Origin of the sequence: Idiomarina fontislapidosi, from assembly GCF_003226255.1 — a bacterium.
GTDB classification, from domain to species: Bacteria; Pseudomonadota; Gammaproteobacteria; order Enterobacterales; family Alteromonadaceae; genus Idiomarina; species Idiomarina fontislapidosi.
In genome coordinates this window covers 50,112-72,338 of the sequence record NZ_QJST01000003.1, presented here as the reverse complement: position 1 = coordinate 72,338, position 22,227 = coordinate 50,112, and the positions used below count along the sequence as shown (strand labels likewise).

General features: G+C 48.1%; 21 protein-coding genes. 9 read left to right on the top strand and 12 right to left on the bottom strand.

Annotated elements, in window-relative coordinates; translation table 11 throughout:
• Window positions 1-59: 59 nt before the first annotated feature.
• From DFP83_RS05035 to metK, 8 genes are all read right to left on the bottom strand, one after another.
• Window positions 60-1,328: an inorganic phosphate transporter gene (locus DFP83_RS05035; protein WP_110573807.1), complete on the bottom strand. Its 1,269-nt coding sequence runs from the start codon at window positions 1,326-1,328 to the stop codon at window positions 60-62.
• A gap of 13 nt (window positions 1,329-1,341) precedes the next feature.
• Window positions 1,342-2,022, bottom strand: coding sequence for a TIGR00153 family protein (locus DFP83_RS05030; protein WP_110573805.1), 681 nt, complete (start codon window positions 2,020-2,022; stop codon window positions 1,342-1,344).
• Window positions 2,023-2,309: 287 nt separating this feature from the next.
• Window positions 2,310-3,092, bottom strand: a complete 783-nt coding sequence (locus tag DFP83_RS05025) for a DUF481 domain-containing protein (RefSeq protein WP_241971589.1) — start codon at window positions 3,090-3,092, stop codon at window positions 2,310-2,312.
• Window positions 3,093-3,157: 65 nt separating this feature from the next.
• Entirely contained in the window at window positions 3,158-4,222 is a 1,065-nt protein-coding gene (fba, locus tag DFP83_RS05020) for a class II fructose-bisphosphate aldolase (RefSeq protein WP_110573803.1), read from the bottom strand.
• Between the two features lie 28 nt (window positions 4,223-4,250).
• Window positions 4,251-5,432 (bottom strand): phosphoglycerate kinase, encoded by a 1,182-nt coding sequence (locus tag DFP83_RS05015; RefSeq protein ID WP_110573802.1) that lies wholly within the window; start codon window positions 5,430-5,432, stop codon window positions 4,251-4,253.
• 32 nt (window positions 5,433-5,464) lie between these two features.
• The gene (gene epd / locus DFP83_RS05010) at window positions 5,465-6,475 is read right to left on the bottom strand and encodes an erythrose-4-phosphate dehydrogenase (RefSeq protein ID WP_110573800.1); all 1,011 of its coding nucleotides are present in this window, start codon (window positions 6,473-6,475) and stop codon (window positions 5,465-5,467) included.
• A gap of 12 nt (window positions 6,476-6,487) precedes the next feature.
• Window positions 6,488-8,473 carry a transketolase gene (tkt, locus tag DFP83_RS05005; protein WP_110573798.1) on the bottom strand — a complete coding sequence of 662 codons (1,986 nt, stop codon included), beginning with the start codon at window positions 8,471-8,473 and terminating at the stop codon, window positions 6,488-6,490.
• Between the two features lie 113 nt (window positions 8,474-8,586).
• Entirely contained in the window at window positions 8,587-9,732 is a 1,146-nt protein-coding gene (metK, locus tag DFP83_RS05000; RefSeq protein ID WP_110573796.1) for a methionine adenosyltransferase, read from the bottom strand.
• 128 nt (window positions 9,733-9,860) lie between these two features.
• Between metK and DFP83_RS04995 the strand changes: the two genes are divergently transcribed.
• The 6 genes from DFP83_RS04995 (at window position 9,861) to DFP83_RS04970 (ending at window position 13,940) form a co-directional block, all read left to right on the top strand.
• Complete coding sequence (locus DFP83_RS04995; protein ID WP_110573794.1) at window positions 9,861-10,610, top strand: 16S rRNA (uracil(1498)-N(3))-methyltransferase; 750 nt, start codon at window positions 9,861-9,863, stop codon at window positions 10,608-10,610.
• Window positions 10,611-10,621: 11 nt separating this feature from the next.
• The gene (gshB, locus tag DFP83_RS04990; RefSeq protein WP_110573792.1) at window positions 10,622-11,572 is read left to right on the top strand and encodes a glutathione synthase; all 951 of its coding nucleotides are present in this window, start codon (window positions 10,622-10,624) and stop codon (window positions 11,570-11,572) included.
• 51 nt (window positions 11,573-11,623) lie between these two features.
• A complete protein-coding gene (locus tag DFP83_RS04985; RefSeq protein WP_110573790.1) occupies window positions 11,624-12,181 on the top strand; it encodes a YqgE/AlgH family protein in 558 nt (185 codons plus the stop codon).
• Window positions 12,178-12,585, top strand: a complete 408-nt coding sequence (gene ruvX, locus DFP83_RS04980; RefSeq protein WP_110573788.1) for a Holliday junction resolvase RuvX — start codon at window positions 12,178-12,180, stop codon at window positions 12,583-12,585. Before DFP83_RS04985 ends, ruvX begins: the two co-directional genes overlap by 4 nt.
• 66 nt (window positions 12,586-12,651) lie before the next feature.
• Window positions 12,652-12,942: a hypothetical protein gene (locus DFP83_RS04975; protein WP_110573786.1), complete on the top strand. Its 291-nt coding sequence runs from the start codon at window positions 12,652-12,654 to the stop codon at window positions 12,940-12,942.
• Window positions 12,942-13,940: a hypothetical protein gene (locus tag DFP83_RS04970; protein ID WP_110573784.1), complete on the top strand. Its 999-nt coding sequence runs from the start codon at window positions 12,942-12,944 to the stop codon at window positions 13,938-13,940. The genes DFP83_RS04975 and DFP83_RS04970 overlap by 1 nt, the downstream gene beginning before the upstream one ends.
• A gap of 1 nt (window position 13,941) precedes the next feature.
• Here the strand turns inward: DFP83_RS04970 and DFP83_RS04965 are convergent, their stop codons facing one another.
• On the bottom strand, window positions 13,942-15,345 hold the full coding sequence (locus tag DFP83_RS04965) for a PhoH family protein (protein WP_110573783.1): 1,404 nt from the start codon (window positions 15,343-15,345) through the stop codon (window positions 13,942-13,944).
• 135 nt (window positions 15,346-15,480) lie between these two features.
• Here DFP83_RS04965 and rapA point away from each other — a divergent pair, with 135 nt between their 5' ends.
• Genes rapA through DFP83_RS04950 form a run of 3 tightly spaced genes read left to right on the top strand, consistent with a single transcriptional unit; the run spans window position 15,481 to window position 19,627 of the window.
• A complete protein-coding gene (rapA, locus tag DFP83_RS04960) occupies window positions 15,481-18,135 on the top strand; it encodes an RNA polymerase-associated protein RapA (RefSeq protein ID WP_110573781.1) in 2,655 nt (884 codons plus the stop codon).
• Window positions 18,135-18,794, top strand: coding sequence for a pseudouridine synthase (locus DFP83_RS04955; RefSeq protein ID WP_110573779.1), 660 nt, complete (start codon window positions 18,135-18,137; stop codon window positions 18,792-18,794). The genes rapA and DFP83_RS04955 overlap by 1 nt, the downstream gene beginning before the upstream one ends.
• Before the next feature lie 38 nt (window positions 18,795-18,832).
• The gene (locus DFP83_RS04950) at window positions 18,833-19,627 is read left to right on the top strand and encodes a DUF3530 family protein (RefSeq protein WP_110573777.1); all 795 of its coding nucleotides are present in this window, start codon (window positions 18,833-18,835) and stop codon (window positions 19,625-19,627) included.
• A 3-nt stretch (window positions 19,628-19,630) separates the two neighbouring features.
• Here DFP83_RS04950 and djlA read toward each other — a convergent pair whose 3' ends face one another.
• From djlA to DFP83_RS04935, 3 genes are read right to left on the bottom strand one after another with little or no spacing between them, the layout of a single operon-like run.
• Window positions 19,631-20,464: a co-chaperone DjlA gene (gene djlA / locus DFP83_RS04945; RefSeq protein ID WP_110573775.1), complete on the bottom strand. Its 834-nt coding sequence runs from the start codon at window positions 20,462-20,464 to the stop codon at window positions 19,631-19,633.
• Window positions 20,461-21,141, bottom strand: coding sequence for an N-acetylmuramate alpha-1-phosphate uridylyltransferase MurU (gene murU, locus DFP83_RS04940; RefSeq protein WP_110573773.1), 681 nt, complete (start codon window positions 21,139-21,141; stop codon window positions 20,461-20,463). Before murU ends, djlA begins: the two co-directional genes overlap by 4 nt.
• Window positions 21,138-22,136, bottom strand: coding sequence for an aminoglycoside phosphotransferase family protein (locus tag DFP83_RS04935; protein WP_110573771.1), 999 nt, complete (start codon window positions 22,134-22,136; stop codon window positions 21,138-21,140). Before DFP83_RS04935 ends, murU begins: the two co-directional genes overlap by 4 nt.
• Between the last annotated feature and the right edge of the window lie 91 nt (window positions 22,137-22,227).

The following is a 22,227-nucleotide window of genomic DNA, read 5'->3' as shown; positions in this document are numbered from 1 at the left end:
TTAATGAAAGCAAAAAAAAAGCTCGCCGTAGGGCGAGCTTTTTTCAGCGTACTGTGGGATTAAGCGGCAAACATGCCTTTTAACATGTAGAAGAACATGATGGACATAATCGCACCCGCAGGAAGCGTAACCACCCACGACACCACGATGTTACGTACAACACCCAAGTTCAATGCTGCAATACCGCGCGCCATACCTACACCCAATACAGCGCCAACCAAAGTTTGTGTCGTCGAGATCGGCAAGCCTGTACCCGATGCAAGTACCACCGTTGATGCAGCAGCAAGCTCGGCTGCGAAGCCACGGCTTGGCGTTAAATGCGTAATACCTTGACCGATAGTAGCGATAACACGCTTACCTAACATCGCAAGACCCGCTACGATACCGAACGCACCAAGAGGTAGGATCCACCACGCCAGTTGTGCTTGGCTCGCAATTTCGCCACCACTGGTCACCACACTCACAACCGCAGCGAGTGGCCCAATGGCGTTTGCAACGTCGTTTGAGCCATGAGCAAATGCCATCGCACACGCGGTCACAACCATTAGCACCGCAAATACTTTTTCAACGTTGGTGTAATGCATGTCTTTGTCATCAGATTCACTGAACTGAAGACGGCCAATCGCGACTTTACCAATGAGAAAGACGACGACGGCAATACCAAAGGCCCATAAAAAGCCTTCCAGCGTGCCCATACCTAAACCAACGTGCTTAAGACCTTTTTTGATCGTCACCAGCGACAGTACGAAGCCGGCCAAGCCCATGTAAAACGGTACATATTGTTTAGCACGCTTTAATGGGTTTTCCTGGTCAAAGATCAGCTTCTGTGCACTCATGAAGATTAAGTAAGCTATGAAGCCGGATATTGCAGGTGTAATTACCCAGCTTCCGACGATACCGCCCACTTTACCCCAAGATACCGCATCAACACTCACACCAACGGCCGCAAAACCAACGATCGCACCAACAATTGAGTGCGTGGTCGATACCGGCCAGCCTAAGAAAGACGCGATCAATAGCCATACACCAGCGGCTAGTAGCGCCGAGATCATGCCGAATACGAGGAGTTCAGGTTGGTCGACAAAGTAAGCCGAATCGATAATGCCTTTACGAATGGTTGAGGTAACCTCACCACCCGCTAAGTAAGCGCCGGCGAACTCGAACACCATCGCAATAAGGATAGCCTGTTTAATGGTAAGGGCTTTTGAGCCCACCGAGGTCCCCATTGCGTTTGCAACGTCGTTAGCACCTACACCCCATGCCATGAAAAAGCCGAACACACCGGCCATGACAATCAGAATTAAGCCGTAAGAACTGATAATATCCATTGAGAGCTCCCGTTTAGACTCGCGCTAACATCAATTCGAAGCGTGCGCCTACACGTTCAGATAGGTCGGCTAAGTCACCCACCCAATCAAGAATACGATACAAGAACATTGCATCGAGCGGATTCATGTCGTTTTCAACTTCACGGAACTGCTGACGCAGTTTAACTTGCAACTCGTCAGTATCAGCTTCGATTTCATCGAGCTCTTTAATGAAGTTATCAACCAAAGTACGTTCACGACCACGGAACCCCGTTTCTAACAGGTCATCAAACTCACCGATGGTGTCACGTGCTTTTGCCACAGCATCAATACAGCGGTTTAAGTAGCTGTCAAATGCATCAACTAAGTGGGAAGGGATTTGTAACTGACGGCCCGTAATAAGACCAGAGATATCTTTTGCCTTATTGGCGATGCGGTCTTGCTGAGAGACCAACTCTAACAAGTCAGTGCGCTCAACCGGCATGAAGAGTCCTCCCGGGAGGTTCAGACGGATATCACGCTTTAGCTTATCCGCTGCTTGCTCAAGCGATACGATACGTTTGCGCTGTTCTTCAGCAGCGTCCCAGTCGCCTTTATAAACCGCTTGAAAGAAGTCCTTCAACGATTCAGCACAACGATGCACTTCATCGATATGGTCAATCATCGGTTTAATAGGTGACTTTGCGAATACACCTAAAAACGAATTTACAGACATAACAGGTCCTTGGATTTTAGCCGATGTTAGCTGGCGCGAATAGTAACTAAATCGCCTCGTAAATAAAACCGCTAACAACCGATATAGCCTTGATTTAAATAGACGTTGAATATAGTACTCATTCAACAGCTAGACTATGCTGAGTAACGACATTGTCTACCCGCCTAGTCTCCAAAGTAGACGATTTATCGTTATGTGGAAAATATACTACAAAAATATGACACAAATATGACAAAACCCCTCACAGTAACACTGCAAGGGGCTTTTTTGCATTTATCAGTCTGCTTTTAGAACGTGTAGACTATGGTCACTGCTGTTTCAGTATCTAAGTTCTCAATATCCTCACTTGCGACTTCCGAATTGTGTGTACCTGATACGGATACTTTCAGCGCCAGCGATGAGTTGATATTCGATGAAATAGAGACCTCAGCTCGGCTCTTGGTGTTATCTTCACCAATCTCCGACGAAACTAACGCGTTAAAACGCGAGTTATCTGAAATATCCCAGGTCATGCTCCCGGCTAAACGCAAAATTGCAGAACCTTCTGCCTCTAGCGGGTTACGGTTTTCATCCACGGGTTTTACACGTGAATAATCAGGACCGATTTCGTAATCAGCGTACAAGTCTTCGCTGTAGCGATAACGCGCACCATAACCGACCGCCACAGTGCTTTGGTATTCATAACCACTGTACACGTCTTCTTCGTACGAACCGAAAACGAACAATGACGATTTGCTCTCAGGGTCAAACTTGTAGTTCGACTGCGCGGACAAGAATAATCGATCCGCTGTTTCTGTAGTTTCGCCAGTATCTTGATTTTCTTGTTCTGCTGTGTAGTAATCCAAGACACCTTTGTGGCGCCAGTTCCTGATGTCTTTCGCAACATTAAGTTTCGCTTTTAGACTCTCAGTTTCGGTGTTACCCGTGGTAAACAATAGACCAAATTCAGCACTGGCTTCCCAAGCTTCTTCGGTCGTAGTGTCCATGTCTTCGGCATCATCAAACATAAATGTTTGTGCATGCACACCCATTGGTAACAGCAAACTTGCAAATAAAACTGATAAACGCACATTAACCCCGCTTAAAAAGCGAGCCGATCGCTCGGCCCGTTCATGAGTAATCACTCTACTTTACGTTACTTTACAACAGCCTTCAAACTTCCAGCTTCGTAAAGTTGGAACATTCTTTCCAATGTAATTGGCTTAATCTTGTCAGCTTGGCCTTCACAACCAAAGGCTAAGTAACGATCTTCGCAGATTTTCTGCATGGCATCAGTCGCCGCTTGCAAGTATTTGCGTGGGTCGAAGTTACTTGGATTTTCAGCCAAGTGACGACGCACCGCGCCCGTTGACGCTAAACGAAGATCGGTATCAATGTTGACCTTACGGACACCGTTCTTAATACCTTCTTGGATTTGTTCAACCGGAACACCATAAGTCTCTGGAATTTCGCCGCCAAATTGGTTGATGATCTGCAGCCAGTCCTGTGGTACCGATGAAGAACCGTGCATAACCAAGTGCGTATTCGGAATACGACGGTGGATCTCTTTGATACGGTCAATTGATAAGATGTCACCTGTCGGTGGACGGGTAAATTTATATGCGCCGTGTGACGTGCCACATGCGATAGCTAGCGCATCCACATCAGTTGCAGCAACAAAAGCAGCGGCCTCTTCTGGATCCGTCAGTAATTGGTCGTGTGATAATTTACCTTCTGCACCGACGCCATCTTCCTCACCGGCTTCGCCCGTCTCCAGCGAGCCTAAACAACCTAATTCACCTTCAACAGAAACACCACACGCATGTGCCATTTCAACGGTTTGTTTAGTCACGCGAACGTTGTACTCATAATCCGCAGGCGTTTTACCATCGTCTAACAATGAGCCATCCATCATCACAGAGCTAAAGCCTAACTGGATTGAACGTTGGCACACAGCGGGTGAGGTTCCGTGGTCTTGGTGTACAACCACAGGAATATGTGGCCACTCTTCTACTGCAGATTCAATTAAGTGACGTAGAAATGGAGCACCTGCATACTTTCGTGCACCTGCTGATGCTTGTACAATAACTGGGCTGTTTGTTTTGTCAGCTGCCTGCATGATCGCACGCATTTGTTCCAAGTTATTTACGTTAAACGCAGGAACACCGTATCCGTTCTCTGCTGCATGATCGAGTACTTGTCTCAGTGACACAATGGCCATGTAATTCTCCTTAGTTTTCGGCGTGCATTTATGCGTCTTTTGCGCGCTGCTCTAAAATTTCGACTGCGGGTAACTTTTTGCCTTCCAAAAATTCGAGGAATGCACCGCCGCCAGTAGATATATAACTTATCTTATCAGCGATACCGAACTGATCAATCGCTGCCAAGGTATCTCCGCCCCCAGCAATCGAGAACGCATCACTATTTGCAATGGCGTCGGCCATCGAGGCAGTGCCCTTACTAAACGCCTCCAACTCGAATACACCAACCGGGCCATTCCAAACAATCGTACCTGCTGCTTTGAGTTTCTCGGCAAGAAGGGCTGAAGTTTCGGGGCCCACATCAAATACCATATCTGAATCGTTAATCGCATTCACTGACTTCGTTTCAGCCAGTGTATCTGCGCTGAACTCCTGTCCTGTCACAACATCGACCGGCAATGGAATTTCTGCATTTTTAGCTTTTGCTGCGGCCATTAAACGCTGCGCTTCAGGCACTAAGTCTTGTTCATACAACGACTTTCCGACATTGTGACCTTGCGCTGCAATAAAGGTATTAGCAATACCTCCGCCAACAATCAACTGATCGACGACTTTAGACAGCGACTCCAACACCGTGAGTTTGGTGGACACTTTCGAACCACCTACGATAGCGACTAGCGGACGTTTGGGGTTATCGAGCGCTTTACCTAATGCATCGAGTTCAGCGGCTAGCAATGGGCCCGCGCATGCAACAGGGGCGTATTTGGCTACGCCGTGAGTCGATGCCTGCGCGCGATGCGCGGTACCAAAAGCATCCATTACAAACACATCACACAATGCTGCAAGTTGTTTCGCTAACACATCGTCGTTCTTTTTCTCGCCTTTGTTAAAGCGCACGTTCTCAAACACAACCACTTGTCCGGGCTCAACATCCACCCCATCAAGGTAATCTTTAGCTAGAGAGACAGATTGCTCCAGTGCTTCACTCAGATAGTCGGCAACGGGTGCCATTGAGTACTGCTCTTCGTACTCACCTTCTGTGGGTCGTCCTAGATGAGACATCACCATCACTTTAGCCCCTTTTTCAAGCGCCAGCTTGATTGTAGGCAAAGCAGCTCTTAAACGTGCATCCGAGGTGATTTTCCCCTCTTTCACCGGAACGTTTAAATCTTCCCGAATCAATACGCGTTTGTTTTGTAAGTCCAAATCAGTCATCGCTATGACAGACATTGAATCCCCTTACTCATTTGAGTTTTATCTAGTTATTGCTGAGTCATTAATTCAGTGGTCTCTAACAAGCGGTTCGCAAACCCCCACTCGTTATCACACCAACACAGAAGCTTCACCAATCGACGATGGCTCACACGCGTTTGCGTCCCGTCCACGATGCACGAGTGTGGATCATGGTTGAAGTCGATCGATACCAATGGTTCTTCAGTATAGTCGAGTATCGCTTTAAGCTCATTCGATGCCGCTTGTTTTATCAAACGGTTAACCTCTTCACCGGTGACATCAGCCTGTAGCGTGACACTGAGGTCCATTGCTGTCACATTGGTGGTTGGCACACGCACAGCAATTGCCTCAAAGCGCCCATGTAGATGCGGCAAAATACGTTCAATACCGCGTGCCAACTTAGTGTCTACCGGGATAATTGAGCGCCCTGCCGCGCGTGTTCTGCGCAAGTCAGGATGATAAGCGTCAATGACTTGTTGGTCGTGCATTGCGGAATGAATGGTCGTGACAGCCCCAGATTCAATGCCAAACGCATCATCTAAAAGCTTAATCACCGGCACAATACAGTTTGTCGTGCATGAGCCATTCGACACAATACGATGTTCAGGCAGCAAAACTTCTTGGTTGACGCCAAAAATAATGGTCGCATCCATGTCGGGTGTGCCTGGCTGCGAAAACAAAACGCGACTCACACCAGCATCCAAATAGCGCTCGCCATCAGCATGACTGCCAAATACGCCGGTACAATCAACCACAATGTCGATGCCTTGAGCGCGCCAATCAACTTGCTCTATCTCGGTTTCATGACTCAGCCGAATCGAGTCTCCAGCTACGGTCAGGTTATCGCCCGATAGTTCAACGGGAAACTGAAATCGGCCATGGGAAGAATCGTACTTCAGCAAATGTGCCATAGCCTCGGATGGCGCCGGCTCATTCACCAAAGCAATGCTAAAGCGTTGTTGCCACCCGCGCTCATAGAATGAGCGTAGAAAACTACGCCCAATTCTTCCGAAACCATTTATTGCGATTCGTTTCGTCAACTCAAACCTCTATTAATTAGCCGCGCGAACAATCGCATCTACGGTAATATCAAAGTGTTCAAAAAGAGCTTTAGCGGGTGCTGACTCGCCAAACGAGTTCATGCCAATCACCGCACCGTCTAAACCTACATATTTACGCCAGTAATCCGCAATACCCGCCTCAACCGCGATACGCTTACGTACCTCAGCAGGCAAAACATGCTCACGGTAGTCGGCGTCTTGCTCATCAAATACATCTGTTGATGGCATTGAGACAACACGAACGTTCATACCTTGTTGGGTCAATTGTTCATGCGCTGCAACGGCCAAATCAACTTCTGAACCCGTAGCAATCAAAATACATTCAGGCGTGCCATCACAGTCTTTTAAAATATAACCACCACGACGGATGTTATTCAATTGCTCAACATCACGGGTTTGTTGTTGCATACCTTGACGGCTGAATACTAATGCAGTGGGTTTCTCACTAGACTCCACAGCGCTCTGCCAAGCAACCGCAGTCTCAACGGCGTCACATGGGCGCCAGCAATGTAGGTTTGGCGTTAAACGTAGGTTCGCGAGCTGCTCAACTGGCTGGTGGGTCGGACCATCTTCGCCCAAACCAATCGAATCGTGCGTATAGACGAAAATTGACGGTTGCTTCATTAGCGCTGCCATCCGCACAGCGTTACGCGCATATTCCATAAACATCAGGAAAGTAGCGCCGTAAGGCTTAAAGCCACCGTGCAGAGTAATACCATTCATAATGGCTGACATTGCAAATTCGCGCACACCGTAGAATACGTAGTTACCGCTCGCATCTTCGGCGGTTACTCCTTTAGCGCCCTGCCATAGGGTTAGGTTAGATCCTGCCAAGTCAGCTGAACCACCCAGTAATTCAGGTAACTGAGGACCTATTTTATTTAATACATTCAACGATGCTTTACGTGTTGCCGGGTTCTCTGGGTTGGCTTGTAGCTCTTCAATGTAAGCTTGAAACGCTTGTTCAAAGCCGTCCGGTAACTCACCCGCTAGACGGCGTTTCAGTTCAGCAGCCAGTTCAGGATAGGCTTGCTCATAAGCGGTCCAGTGTTTGTTCCACGAAGCCTCGATCGCATCACCTTTATCCTTCGCATCCCACGCTTGATAAACATCTTGCGGCACTTCAAAGCGATCGTATGACCAGTTCAATTGTTTGCGAGCTAATGCAATTTCGTCATCACCTAAAGGCGCGCCATGGCAACTTTCCTGACCTTGCTTATTCGGTGAACCAAAACCAATCACCGTTTTGCAAACAATCAATGTTGGACGCTGAGTTTCGTTGCGTGCGCTTTCGATGGCTTGTTTGATGGCATCCGCATCATGTCCGTCGACATCGCGAATAACCTGCCAGTTATATGATTCAAAACGTTTTGCTGTATCGTCTGTAAACCAACCTTCGACCTCGCCATCGATCGAGATACCGTTGTCATCATAAAATGCAACAAGCTTACCTAGACCCAGGGTGCCAGCAAGCGAACACGCTTCGTGAGAAATACCTTCCATCAAGCAGCCATCACCTAAGAAAGCATAGGTGTAGTGGTCAACGACATTATGTTCTTCGCGGTTAAACTGGGCAGCGAGCGTTTTCTCCGCCAGTGCCATGCCTACGGCATTAGCAATACCCTGACCTAGCGGACCGGTGGTTGTCTCAACACCTGGCGTGTAGCCGTATTCTGGATGACCCGGAGTTTTAGAGTGCAGTTGACGGAATTGTTTGATGTCGTCAATGCTTAAGTCGTAGCCTGACAAGTGAAGCAGTGAATAGATCAGCATTGAGCCATGGCCGTTCGACAGCACAAAGCGGTCACGGTCGGCCCAGTTGGGGTTATTTGGGTTGTGCTTTAAATAATCTCGCCAGAGTACTTCAGCGATATCCGCCATGCCCATTGGAGCCCCTGGGTGACCCGAGTTAGCTTGTTGGACTGCATCCATACTTAGAGCACGGATAGCATTGGCGAGATGACGACGTTCAGACATGAAAAACCCCCGATTGGTGACACGCAATTAGATGAACCATAGTTGGTGCGCGTATTGTCCACAATTCGGGGGCTTCAAGCAAATTTATGGGCGAAAAATTCGGCACCCGTAAATTAGATATCCTGCTTTAATGCTTCGGCTTTATCTGTTTTTTCCCATGGGAATTCATCACGACCAAAGTGTCCATAGGTTGACGTAGCACGGTAAATAGGACGTTCTAAGTCAAGCATTTGGATAAGACCGTATGGACGTAAATCAAAGTGACGGCGTACTAATGCAATCAATTTTTCTTCACTGTGCGGTGATGTACCAAAGGTATCAATGCTGATCGACGTCGGTTCCGCAACACCAATGGCATAAGAAACCTGTATCTCACAGCGCTCTGCAAGACCAGCCGCAACCAAGTTTTTAGCGACATAACGGGCTGCATACGCCGCGCTGCGATCGACTTTCGAAGGGTCTTTGCCCGAGAATGCACCGCCACCATGACGCGCCATACCGCCATATGTGTCAACGATGATCTTACGACCAGTAAGACCACAGTCACCCATTGGACCGCCAATCACGAATCGCCCAGTCGGATTAATATGGAACTTAGTCTCGCGGCTGATCCACTGTTCAGGTAGTACCGGCTTGATGACTTCTTCCATCATCGCTTCACGTAGGGTTGCTTGATCAATGTCTTCGCGGTGCTGAGTCGACAATACTACGGTATCAATTGCCACCGGTTTACCGTTCTCGTAAACAAACGTAAGCTGACTTTTGGCATCGGGACGCAGCCAGTCTAACGTACCATTTTTACGCACCTCAGATTGGCGCTGAACAATACGGTGCGCGTATGTAATCGGGGCTGGCATCAATACTGACGTTTCGTTGGATGCGTAACCAAACATCAGACCTTGGTCTCCCGCGCCCTGAGCTTCTGGGGACTCGCGGTCAACACCCTGGTTAATATCTGGACTCTGTTTACCAATTGCGTTCAAAACGGCGCAGGAATTAGCGTCAAAGCCCATATCTGAATGGGTATAACCCACATCGCGGATCGCTTGACGCGTTAAGTCTTCAATGTCGACCCATGCCTCGGTGGATATTTCCCCGCCTACTAATACCATGCCAGTTTTGACATAGGTTTCACACGCCACACGGGCGCGGATATCTTTTGCTAAAATTGCATCCAGTACGGCATCAGAAATCTGGTCCGCAATTTTATCAGGATGGCCTTCTGAAACCGACTCAGAAGTAAACAGGTGACGTGACATATGCCTACCATTCCTTTATTTTGATTAAAATAACTTATACTGACGGCATAATTTAACCGATCAACAAATAAATTTCTACATCTAGACGTCCAAAAGTCTGTTCGTCAATAAGGAATCAATTGAGTCGTATGAGAGTCCCACGCATTTTTCACCCCGAGCCACTCTCGGTTAACAGCACCATTACCCTGAGTGATGACGCGTTTCAGCACACCGTTAAAGTGTTGCGCATGCAAGAAGGTCAGGCGCTCGAGTTGTTCTGCAACGATGACTTTAACTACTCAGCAGCGCTGACATCGGTTGCCAAAAAACATGCCCAAGTTGAGATTATTGACGCGCAGGCCAATACCTCAGAGTCGCCTTTGTATGTCCATCTTGGACAAGTCGTGTCCCGTGGCGACCGTATGGATTTTGCACTGCAAAAATCCGTCGAGCTTGGCGTCAACGCGATTACCCCCCTATTCAGCGAACGCTGCGGTGTGAAGCTCAATGGCGATCGGCTTGAAAAGAAGCAACAGCAATGGCAAAAAATTGTCATTTCTGCGTGTGAACAATCGGGCCGCAGCCGCGTGCCTACTGTACATCCAGCCGTTTCGATTGATGACTTTGTGCAACAGGCGTTTGACGGTCTTCGCTTAACTTTAGACCCCTATGCTCATATACCTTTGCATCAGATCCACGGCGCCAACGCGGCCCAACGTATCCAACTGATTATCGGTCCCGAAGGGGGGTTCACCGATACTGAAGTCGACCGCGCCCGTGAACATCAATTTAAACCGATCCGCTTAGGACCACGTATTCTGCGAACAGAAACCGCCGCGATGACGGCACTGACAGCCATCCAGTATGAATTTGGTGATCTGAACGCCAGTAACGAATAAGGAATATACCCATGAAGTTAGCCATGATTATGGATCCGATTGCGCAGGTGAAGACTGAGAAAGACACCAGTTTTAGGCTCTTACTTGAAGCACAAGCGCGCGGCTACGACAGTTACTACATTGAGATGGGCGGCCTACTTATCGACTCAGGCCGTCCATATGCGATGGCACGCAAGGTCACGGTAAAAGACCAAAAGTCTGACTTTTATCAACTTGCGGACGTCGAAAAGCTCCCGTTAGGTGAGTTTGATGTGATCATGATGCGTAAGGATCCGCCTTTTGACAGCCAATTTTTATATGCCACTCACATCTTTGATTTAGCACAAAGTGAGGGTGCGCTTGTTGTCAACAACCCACAAAGCTTGCGCGATTGTAACGAAAAACTTTACACCAGCTGGTTCCCAGAATTCATTACTGATACCTTGGTGTCTGCCAATGCTGAGCAGATCAAAGCGTTTCATAAAAAGCACGGTACCGTCATTCTAAAACCTCTTGACGGTATGGGCGGCGCGTCGATCTTTAAGGTCAACGAGGATGGTGCAAATTTAGGTGTCATTATTGAGACGCTGACTGAAAAGGGTCAGCGCTACGCCATGGCACAAAAGTATCTCCCCGAGATAAAGGATGGCGATAAACGCATCCTAATTATTAATGGCGAGCCCGTACCCTACGCTTTGGCACGGATTCCCTCAGCAGGTGAAACACGCGGTAATTTAGCAGCGGGAGGAAGCGGACGCCCGCAACCACTGAGCGAGAGTGACGAGCGAATTGCGCGCGCAATTGGTCCAACACTCAAGCAGAAAGGGTTATATCTGGTTGGTCTTGATGTGATTGGCGAACGTATTACAGAAATCAATGTGACAAGCCCAACGTGCATGCGAGAGATTGAAAATGCCTATGACATCAATATCGCGGCGCAACTCTTCGAAGCTATCGAGCACGATCTACAGCAGCGTCGTTGAAATTGCTGAATAAGCCCCGATATAAGTTGTATCGCGAGTAAGGAGTGCTTTATGGAAAGCTTACAAAATCATTTTTTAATTGCCACGCCGAGTATGAATGACCCGCTGTTCCGTCGCAGTGTGACTTACATTTGTGAGCATAATGAAGACGGTGCAATGGGCTTAATCATTAACCAGCCTGCAGAGCTTACCGTTAACTCACTACTCGATAAGCTTGAAATTGTTTATCCAGATAGTGCCGATAGTCTTAAGGGACCTGTTTACCAAGGTGGCCCAGTCGGTCAGGAACGTGGCTTTGTCATTCACCCGCCGCAACAAAACTGGCGCAGCAGCCTTAAATTGAGCGATGAGATTATGGTAACCACCTCGCGGGACATCCTAGAGGCGTTAGGCTCGTCGGCGGCACCACTGCAGTTTATATTAACGCTCGGTTACGCGGGCTGGGAAGCCGGACAGCTTGAGCAAGAACTTGCAGAGAACGCGTGGCTTGCCATACCGGCTGATCCCGAAATCATGTTTAATACACCTATTAATCAACGTTGGGAAAAGGCAACCGAACAATTAGGCTTTGATATTTGGCAGCTCGGACCCGACGTAGGTCACGCATGACGGTTATTGGCTTTGATTTCGGAACAAAAAGTATCGGCGTTGCAGTCGGTCAGTCCATTACAGGAACAGCATCTATTTTAAGCGCCTTGAAAGCTCAAGATGGCATTCCTAATTGGGACTCCGTTGAACGGCTGATAAAAGAATGGCAGCCTGAGCGGGTTGTTGTGGGCTTACCTTTGAATATGGATGGAACTGAGCAACCACTCACTCAACGGGCCCGCAAATTTGGCAATCGCATTCATGGGCGGTTCAACGTCCCCGTCGACTTTCAAGATGAACGTTTAACCTCTACAGCAGCACGCGAAGCATTATTTGAACGAGAGGGATATCGTGGTCTGGAAAAAGGCAAAGTCGATAGTGCTGCGGCGTTGCTCATCGTTGAAGACTATTTACGCTCGCAATAGTCATATTGCCAAATCATTATAATTCGTTATAGTGACTATTAAAAATGTCACGCTTGGGAGACTGTCGTGCTAGGCAACGAAGAACCATTTTCAGTTACAGGCAATACGATTTTATTGCGCAACGACAACAAAAAATTGTTGTTAGTCACAGGTGACCGCTACAAGAATATTCTTGTATCACGCTCTGGCGTAGAGATGAGCGAATGGAATGCAGAACGCCGACCTGGCGTACGAGTCATTTCGTTGCAAGAGATATTCAAGCGAGATAAAACCTACTTCTTCATTCGTGCAGGTGGTATCGAATATCAGATCGATCTAAAGTTCGAAGAAAGCCCCATTACCGAAATGAAGTTCTAATGTTCAGATGTATCAACGAGAGAGTCCCTCAGCTTGCCTCACGCTTGTGCTTAGCTCTCTCGGCGATACTGATTCTACTCGCAGCGCAGCCATTATTCGCGCAACAGCTCGCTTTTAACAAGGCTAGCCGCGATGGCCAAATTAGATTTGCATACCAATGGCTTATGGCTGATGGTCAGGAAGCGTCGCTTGCTTTTGAAGTCGAACGTCAATCTTTTACTCAGCCGCTGGCTAAGTTTCGGAACTACAATCGCAGTCGCGCTTTGCGCGAATTAAATTATCGTGTTAACAACTATATCCAACGCCAACGCTGGTATGGTGTGAAAGCCTCACTTTCTCCCCGTCAGGAGAAACTTGAACTCTCGATGCGAACAGCCCGTGACGCAAAGCAACGAGAAAACTACCAACAGCAACTCGCCAAAACCCGTCAATTTTTTACCGCGCAGTGGCAAGATTATTTATCCACCAATTACTATCGCACGCTTACCTTACCTCCAGGTGAAACCGGTATCATTCCAAATACTGTGGCTATTGCAGACGAGACTAAATCACTGTTAGATCCGCTCATCGTCGCAATTGGCAACCAACTTAAAGATAATAGTCGGCGAAGTTACGTAAATTATATTGCCCAATTTGTGCAAACAATCCCGTACGATGATTTAGAGGACAGACTGTCCAGTAGGGGCGATGGATTTTCACCGCCTAATCAACTACTACTTAGTAATCGAGGTGACTGCGATAGTAAAGTGAGTCTCACCTTAGCTTTGCTGAAAAAGATCATCCCGCAGGCCGACATGATCGTCATATACCTACCTAAACACGCGATTTTTGGCATCCAAATGGCAAAACAACCCAACGATGCGACGTTGTCACATGATGGCACAGAGTTCGTTTTGGTCGATGTCGCCGGTCCCGCAGTCTCACCTGCGGGACAGCTCTCCGATAGTGTTCAGTTTTTAATTAACACCCAACAGTACACAGTTGTCGTAGGTAACTGAATTAAAGATGTTCCTCCGCGTACTCAGCAAGACTACTTCTTACCACGCCATTTAAGTTAATCGTGGCGCTACCCGGGTAATCTTTGAAACGTTCCACGATAAAAGTAAGGCCTGACGTTACAGCGGTTAAATAGTAGCTATCAATCTGCGCTAAGTTACCTGACACCACCAGCTTGGTATTCTCGCCACAGCGCGTAATAATTGTTTTAAGTTGTGAGGCTGTCAGGTTCTGCGCTTCGTCTAAAATCACGACCGCATTCTGAATACTTCGGCCCCGCATAAAGTTGAGTGACTTAAACTGAATATTCGCCTTGGTCATAATATAATTTAGGCTTGAGTCCATGCTCTCATCGTTTTTATGAAGTACTTCTAGGGAGTCAGTGATTGCAGACAACCACGGCGCCATTTTCTCTTCTTCTGTACCTGGCAAAAAACCAATCGACTCGGCAATTTCAGGGGTGTTGCGAGTCACGATGATTTTTTCGTATATTCCTTTCTCCACCACCATTTCCAGTGCCGCGGCAAGCGCGAGTAGTGTCTTACCACTGCCGGCGGGTCCAGTCAAAATGACCATATCCAAACCCGTATCGAGTAGCGCATGCATCGCCATTGCCTGATAGATATTTTTGGGATGAATACCCCAAGCGCTATAGCCCATCAAACGCTCATGACCTAAGTCCATTAACGTCACAGATGTCTCATCAAAGGCGTCGACTCGGGCCGCAAAGTGCTCAGTCTCGTCAATAAAGTACTCATTGTAGAAAATTTGCGGAAGGTGCTCACGCGACACTGTATGGTAAGCATCTCGTCCTTCTTGTAACGTACTGACATCGCCCACTTGTTGCCAAAAGTCGCCTTCAAATTGATAAAAGCCTTTTGTTAACAGACGGATATCGTCGATTAATTGGTCGGTTCGGTAATCCTCAACATGTTTTACGCCAGCACCCTTGGCTTTCAAGCGCATGTTGATATCTTTCGTCACTAGAGTCACCGTACTGCCGACAAATTTAATTTGTAGCTCTAATGCGACCTGAATGATGCGGTGGTCATTCTCGTTAAGCGCTAAAGCAGATGCACTTTGCTCTAGCTCATAGTCTGGGAAAATAGCTAAGGTACCGTTTGCTTGGTGATCGCCACTCAGCTGCGTTAACGGCACGCCCTCAACGATTTGTTCCGGCGTCGCATCTTGTAACACCTCTTCAAGCGACCGAATTGCAACGCGCGCATCGCGGCTGACGTCTTTATTTCGGTCTTTAATGTTGTCTAGCTCTTCTAAAACAACCATAGGAATAACAACGTTATGCTCGTCGAAGCTTAGAAATGCGAGTGGATCATGTAGCAGGATGTTGGTGTCTAAAACGAAGTACTTAGTGGCTTGGGTAGATTGACTAACATTTGCGGTCATGGCGTACACCTTTTGTTATCGTTTGATTAAAGCTTAGACCAAAATTCGTGACACAGGGATGACAGTCGCATTGTTTTTTTCTAATCTCCCCATTACTATTGCCGACCTTTAAAGTTAGTGCATAGGAAGGACGAAGTGAGCGAGTTTAGTTTAGGGCAACGTTGGTTAAGCGAAACTGAAACAGATTTAGGTCTCGGCGTGGTCACAGCCGTCGATGGACGACAAGTTTCAGTGATGTTTCCAAGTACTGGTGAAACACGGATGTACGCTAAATCCGATGCACCCCTCGCTCGATTTGTGCTGAATGAAGGGCAAGAAGCCACACACGCCGACCAATGGCGTTTTATCGTCACCGAGGCAAAAGAGCATCAGGGGCTGGCGATATACTTTGGCGAACGAATCGACTCAGGTGAAGACGTTATGGTGCCTGAGTCTCAGCTCGCTCACCAAATAGATACTAACCCAGCGTTGACTCGCTTTATTGCAGGACAAGCCGACCGACACGATCTCTACCTTCTGCGCATGCAAGGTTTGAAGCAATTAGCACGCTGGCAGCAAAGCCCCGTCGCGGGCCTATTAGGCGCCCGTGTGAACTTGTTACCCCACCAGTGTTACGTGGCGTCAACGGTGGCGAACCGCTACCATCCCCGAGTTATGTTAGCTGACGAGGTCGGCTTAGGGAAAACCATCGAAGCGGGCATGATCATCAAGCGCCAGCATGTCACGGGGCGCAGCCAACGCATATTAATTGCCGTACCTGATAGTCTTCGTCATCAATGGCTTGTTGAGATGAAGCGCCGATTTGCGCTTGATTTCAGTGTATTTGATGAAGCAAGAATCCGAGAAGCACAACTTGATAGCGATAATCCATTTTCTACTGAACAATTAGTAATTATCAACAACAAGATCCTACACGACGAACAGTGGCATGAAGCACTCATGGGCGCTGAGTTCGATATGCTTGTGGTTGACGAAGCGCATCACCTTAATGACAACACACCGGGCTATGAACACTTTGCTCAACTAGCGAAAGCGATTCCAGGCTTACTATTATTGACGGCAACACCTGAGCAGGAGGGTAACGAAGGACACTTTAAGCGTTTGCAGTTACTTGACCCAGACCGCTTTAACGATTTTAACGCATTCGAGGAAGAGCAGACCCATTATCGCGAACTTGCTGATAAAGCGAATGATCTGAGCGGCGAAGCATTAGATGAGCTACTTGATGAACATGGCACAGGTCGGGTTATGTTTAGAAACCGCCGTCAAAATGTAGGAGGGTTCCCAGCACGTCATTTTCACCCGGTAAAACTTCCAGAACCTGAAGATGATATGCGTGAACCATGGTGGCTCGGCGATCCCCGTTTAACTTGGCTGACCGACCATATCAAAAGTAACCGTGATGATAAAACATTGCTTATTTGCCATAGCGCGAAAATGGTGAATGAGCTCGCCGAGGCATTGCGTGTAATCGAAGGGATTAACGCTGCCGTATTCCACGAAGGCATGTCATTACTTGAGCGCGACCGCGCTGCCGAGTTTTTTGCCGATGACGACAACGGTAGCCCGATTTTATTATGTTCTGAGATAGGCAGCGAGGGGCGCAACTTCCAGTTTGTACATCAGCTCGTATTGTTCGATTTGCCAGAAAACCCGGACTTATTGGAACAACGAATTGGGCGTCTTGATCGCATTGGGCAAACCCATGATATCCAAATCTACCTGCCCTACACCGAAGATTCTGACGAGGGCATTCTATTACCTTGGTATCACACCATGAATGCATTCGAACAATGTAACCCGGTCGGGCGTCGTATGTATGACGAGTTCGCGCAACCAATCAAAAAGTCCTTACTGAGTTGCCAACCGCTACCTAAAGACCTACTCGAGCAGAGCGCCGTATTGCATCAACAATTAATGAGCGAAGTAGAAGCAGGCCGCGATAAACTTCAGGAATTGAATGCTTGCCGTCCTCAACAGGCCGAGTCCGTTATTTCGGCGATTGAAGAAACCAGTGATACTGAGCACCTAAATGAGTTTATGACCACGTTCTGGGGGCGTTTTGGCGTTGACACAGAAGAGCTCGACGAAACCCGAACTTTTGTCAAACCAAGTGAACATATGCGGGTTGAGGCGATCCCAGGTTTAAATGAAGACGGCATGACAGTGACATTTGATCGCACCACAGCGCTGAACTACGAGGATGCTGAGTTTCTTAGTTGGGATCACCCTCATGTTCAAGAAGCCTTAGATATTGTTACGCAACAAGATTTTGGTAGCGTATGTGTCACTAAGCTCAATAACAAAGCACTCCCAGAAGGCGCGTGGTTTATGGAAGTTGATTTTAGTGCACATATCAACGCGCCAACGAGTGCCGTTGCGCAAGAATTTTTCCCGCTACAGAACCACCGCATCTTACTCGATGGCCAAGGGCGCGAGCTCACCAGTAAAGTGCCGCGCGATGCACTCACAAAGCAGGCTGACTTCATGGATAAAAAGACATCCCGCCAAATTCTAAAACAGTTACGTGATGTCACGAAGTCGCACCTGGAGAAAGCACGTGAATCTGCTGATGCGTGGTTGGTGGAGCATGCCGCGTGCGTTCGCAAACAGCTCACAGACAGTTTAGGGAAAGAGCTACAACGTTTGACTAAACTCAAGCAACGCAATCCATCGGTGCGTGAGTCAGAAATCGAAGCGCTCCAAGCACGCCAACGCACGTTACTCGAAGCTCTTGAACAGCCGCAGCTGTCCTTGTTTGCTGTACGTATATTGGTGAACCACCACTAATGGCGTTGCTTAATTATCAACCACCAACCCGGCCCTATCTTAAGATAATCTATCGAGATGATGCCGTGGTTGTGGTTGATAAACCAGCAGGCTTACTCAGCGTACCGGGTAAAGCCGTTGAACACAGAGATTCGGTCTATACGCGATTAGCACGAGTTTTTCCAGATATTCGCGTAGTGCATCGCCTCGACATGGCAACCTCAGGTGTGATGATATTTGCAATCGGCAAGCCGGCACAAAGCCATTTGAGCAGGCAATTTCAGCAGCGCACCACAAAAAAGACTTATTTAGCCAAAGTTTGGGGTCGACTCCCAGGAGCAAGCGGCTGTATCGATCTGCCGCTCAGTTGCGACTGGCCTAATCGCCCCAAGCAGCATGTCGACTTTTTCAACGGCAAAGCTAGCCAAACCGGCTACCAAGTCATTGATAGCGGACCTCAAAGTAGCACGGTTAAACTGTTTCCCTATACGGGTCGGTCACATCAACTGCGTGTTCACATGCTGGCCTTAGAGTGCCCCATATTAGGTGATAAGTTTTATGCACACCCTGTTGCCTTCGAGGCGGCGGACCGCTTACTGCTTCATGCATTCGAACTCAAAGTCATCAGCCCACTGACCGAACAACCTTGTGTATTTACAAGTCCCTGTCCGTTTACCTAAATAACTAAAGAGTTACCCAGCGGGGACGATAAAAAGGTATGAAAACGCATCACCTTGTCATCTTTATCGCCATTTTACTTGGGTCTATATCTGCCTATGGACAGGACGACCGTGCCCGTTTTGTACCGCCGCACGAGGTTGTTTGGTTAAACGATTCAGAATCTCCCGAAGTGGTTTACCTCGCGCTGCAACGCGACCCACTTAAAAACTTTGAGCGGGGACAATTTGTAACCCTACCTACTTGGGGTTTACATCCGCTACAATCACCACTGATTAAATCGAGCTATCAGCAAGCGGCTGAACTGGGATGGCGTAGCTGGGCGATAACGCCACCAGACACACTGATAGAACCCTCTTCACTAGCCAACTACAATACTGACGTAGGTTATTATCAGCCCGATGCAAGCGCCTTAGATCCCTATCGTTCATCATTATTTAAGCGCCTTGACGCTATCTATGAGAAGATTAACCCACGACCAGGATTCACCGTCTGGGTGATTGAGGGAATCAGTGGCGCACTCTGGCTGGATTGGGTAAAAGAAAACCCCGAGGTAGCGCCCGATGCTGTTGTCTTGATCGACGTATTCTTACCACAATTACGACTTAATGAACTATTAAGCACGCAAATTGCAAAGCTACCGTTTCCGGTTTTAGATATAAAGTCGGCATCGGCGAATCGTTGGGTTACAACGCAATGGCCGATGCATAAAACCATGAGTGATAAATACCAACAGTTAAGTTATCGCCCACGTGTTTTGCTGACTCAACCGCCCGAAGTCGCCGACGAGCTTCACAGTGTCATAAAAGGCTGGCTTAAATTTCAGGGTTTTTAACAGCTAACGCATATCACGATGTTTTTTTATCACTTCGTAGGCCGACTGAATATCTTGAGCACGTTTTTGTGCTTCTTTCATGACGTGCTCGGGCAAGCCCTTAGAAGCCAGTTTATCCGGGTGGTGACGCGCCATTAACTTGCGATACGCCTTCTTGATTTCGGCATCAGGCTGATCGGATTTAACCCCGAGTACTTCATAGGCATCTTGCAATTCAGTTTGCGACGGCTTGGACTTTTGACCGCCACTCTGCCCTTGTCGTTTGTGCTGATGAAAGCGGAAAGCCGCCTTTTGCATTGCCAACCACTGGTCAATCTGAAAACGCCTAAAACCAAGTGTCTTGCCAACATTGATGAGCACTTCATGCTCAGCGCGATCCAGCACTCCGTCGTTAAGCGCCAACGCCATCAGTTGCTCCATGAATACTTGAGAAACTTCTCGGTTGCCATAAAACGACTCGCGAAACCGCTTCATCGTATCATTAAGCGGAAACGTTGATTGTTTACCCTCTCGAAACGCTGCTTGTGCCTCTTTTTTGGCTTCAGCGTCCAGTCGAAATTGCTTCATCAACTGCGACGCTTGTAAGATATCGCGCTCCGTCACGCGCCCTTTAGCTTTTGCTAGGTGACCCATCACGGCGAATAGCGTATACAAAAACAGCGCGTCTTTACCTGCGTCCTGTTTGCCATACATAAACTGCCCAAAGCCACCGCGATTCGCGAAATCTTGCGCCATGCCACGGTCGAACCAATGACCAATCAGCACGCCGATAATCGCCCCGGGTAATCGTAAAAACAAGTAGCCAGCCAGCGCACCAATTACCTTTCCCCAAATCATTGTGTGTCCTCTACCTGTTGGTTTAACTGGCTCAAGCGAGCCGGCGTGCCGACATCCGTCCAATGTCCTTTTAATAGGCTGCCCGCCACTTTGTTGCTCGCGATTGCATCGAGCAATAAAGGTTTTAATGGTCGAAAACCCGCTGCATAACTGGCAAATAGCTCAGGTGTGTAAAGCCCAATCCCGGCAAACGTGTAACCCGCTTTTTCCGAAGCTCTAGCATTCACCCGCCCGTTTTCAAGAACAAAGTCTCCCAGTGGATTGTGCGCTGGGTTCTGAACGAACAAAAGGTGCGCCCAATCATCAGATTCGAGTTCAGTGGGCAATTCAGCTAAGTCAGATTCAATAAAAATATCACCATTCACAACCCAAAAGGGGTTATCACCGAGTAAAGGGAGCGCTTTGATAATACCGCCCGCTGTTTCTAAACCGCCCTCCGGCTCGGGTGAATAGTGTAACCGAACGCCCCAACGTGAACCATCACCCAAGTACGCTTCAATTTGATCACCTAACCACGCATGGTTAATGACAATATCCGTTACCCCAGCACCGACGAGCTTCTCAATAATATGCTCAATCAGCGGCTTGCCAGCGACTTTTAACAATGGTTTCGGTGTCAAGTTAGTTAATGGCTGCATGCGCTTGCCGCGTCCAGCTGCGAGTATCATGGCCCTCATGCGCGCTCCCAAGCAGGAATGACACGCTGAGTCAGCCAGTGGTGATAATCGCTGAGCTGCGGATACTTCGCACTGACGTTACTAAGATAGCCTAAAGTGCGCGGTACATCTTTTAAGTACCCTGTTTTATCATCACGATGAGCGAGCCGAGCAAAGATACCTGCCGCTTTCGTATGCCGCTGCAGACCCATCCAGTCAAACCAGTGCTGCCACTGTTCTGCTGTTACTGCCGATGCCAATTGACCTGTCGCTTGGAGGTCCGCTCGCAGTTGTTGAGCCAATTCAGTCACTAATTCGTCCGACCATTCGATATAACAATCACGAAGCAAAGACACCGCATCGTACGTCATAGGTCCAATCACCGCATCCTGAAAGTCAATCACCCCTAAACCTTGCGGAGTTACCATCAAATTACGCGAGTGATAATCGCGATGCACACCGACTTGGGGCTGCTCAAACGCGTTACTAACCATCAGCTCACAGAAGTGTTGCCAGATGTCATCGTCTTCATCTGTCCAGTCGATATCGATATGCTGCATCAGCAGCCAGTCCTTAAACAGCGCCAGCTCCCGGTCAAGCAAGGCACGGTCAAACGGTGGCAACGCGCCCTCTGCGGTCTCGGTCACCTGCATCACTCGAGGGAGTATCGATAACGCTTGCTGATAATATTGACGCACATTTCGCTCCTGCAATTTTGACAGCAGCACCGTGTGGCCAAAATCGGTTTGCAGCATGTAACCTTGTTTGAGATCAACATTGAGAACCATAGGCACGGGAATATCGACTGCTTGATAGGCGTCTGCAACCAATAGAAAAGGACGCATATCCTCTTTATCGGGAGGGCAATCCACAGCAATTAAGCTGCGTTGACCATCGGAAGCCCGAAAATACCGCCGAAAACTTGCGTCTCCAGAAACGACTTCGAGCTGCGCTTGAGGATGCCCAGTTTGGGCTTCACACCATGCTGCCAGTCCAATCTCACGAGAATCTTCCAAAGTGCCTCCTCTCTATGCCAATATTTGGCGAAATAAGTACCAAATTGATCTCACTAAAATAGCAGAATACTCAGATTTGCTTTATTATACC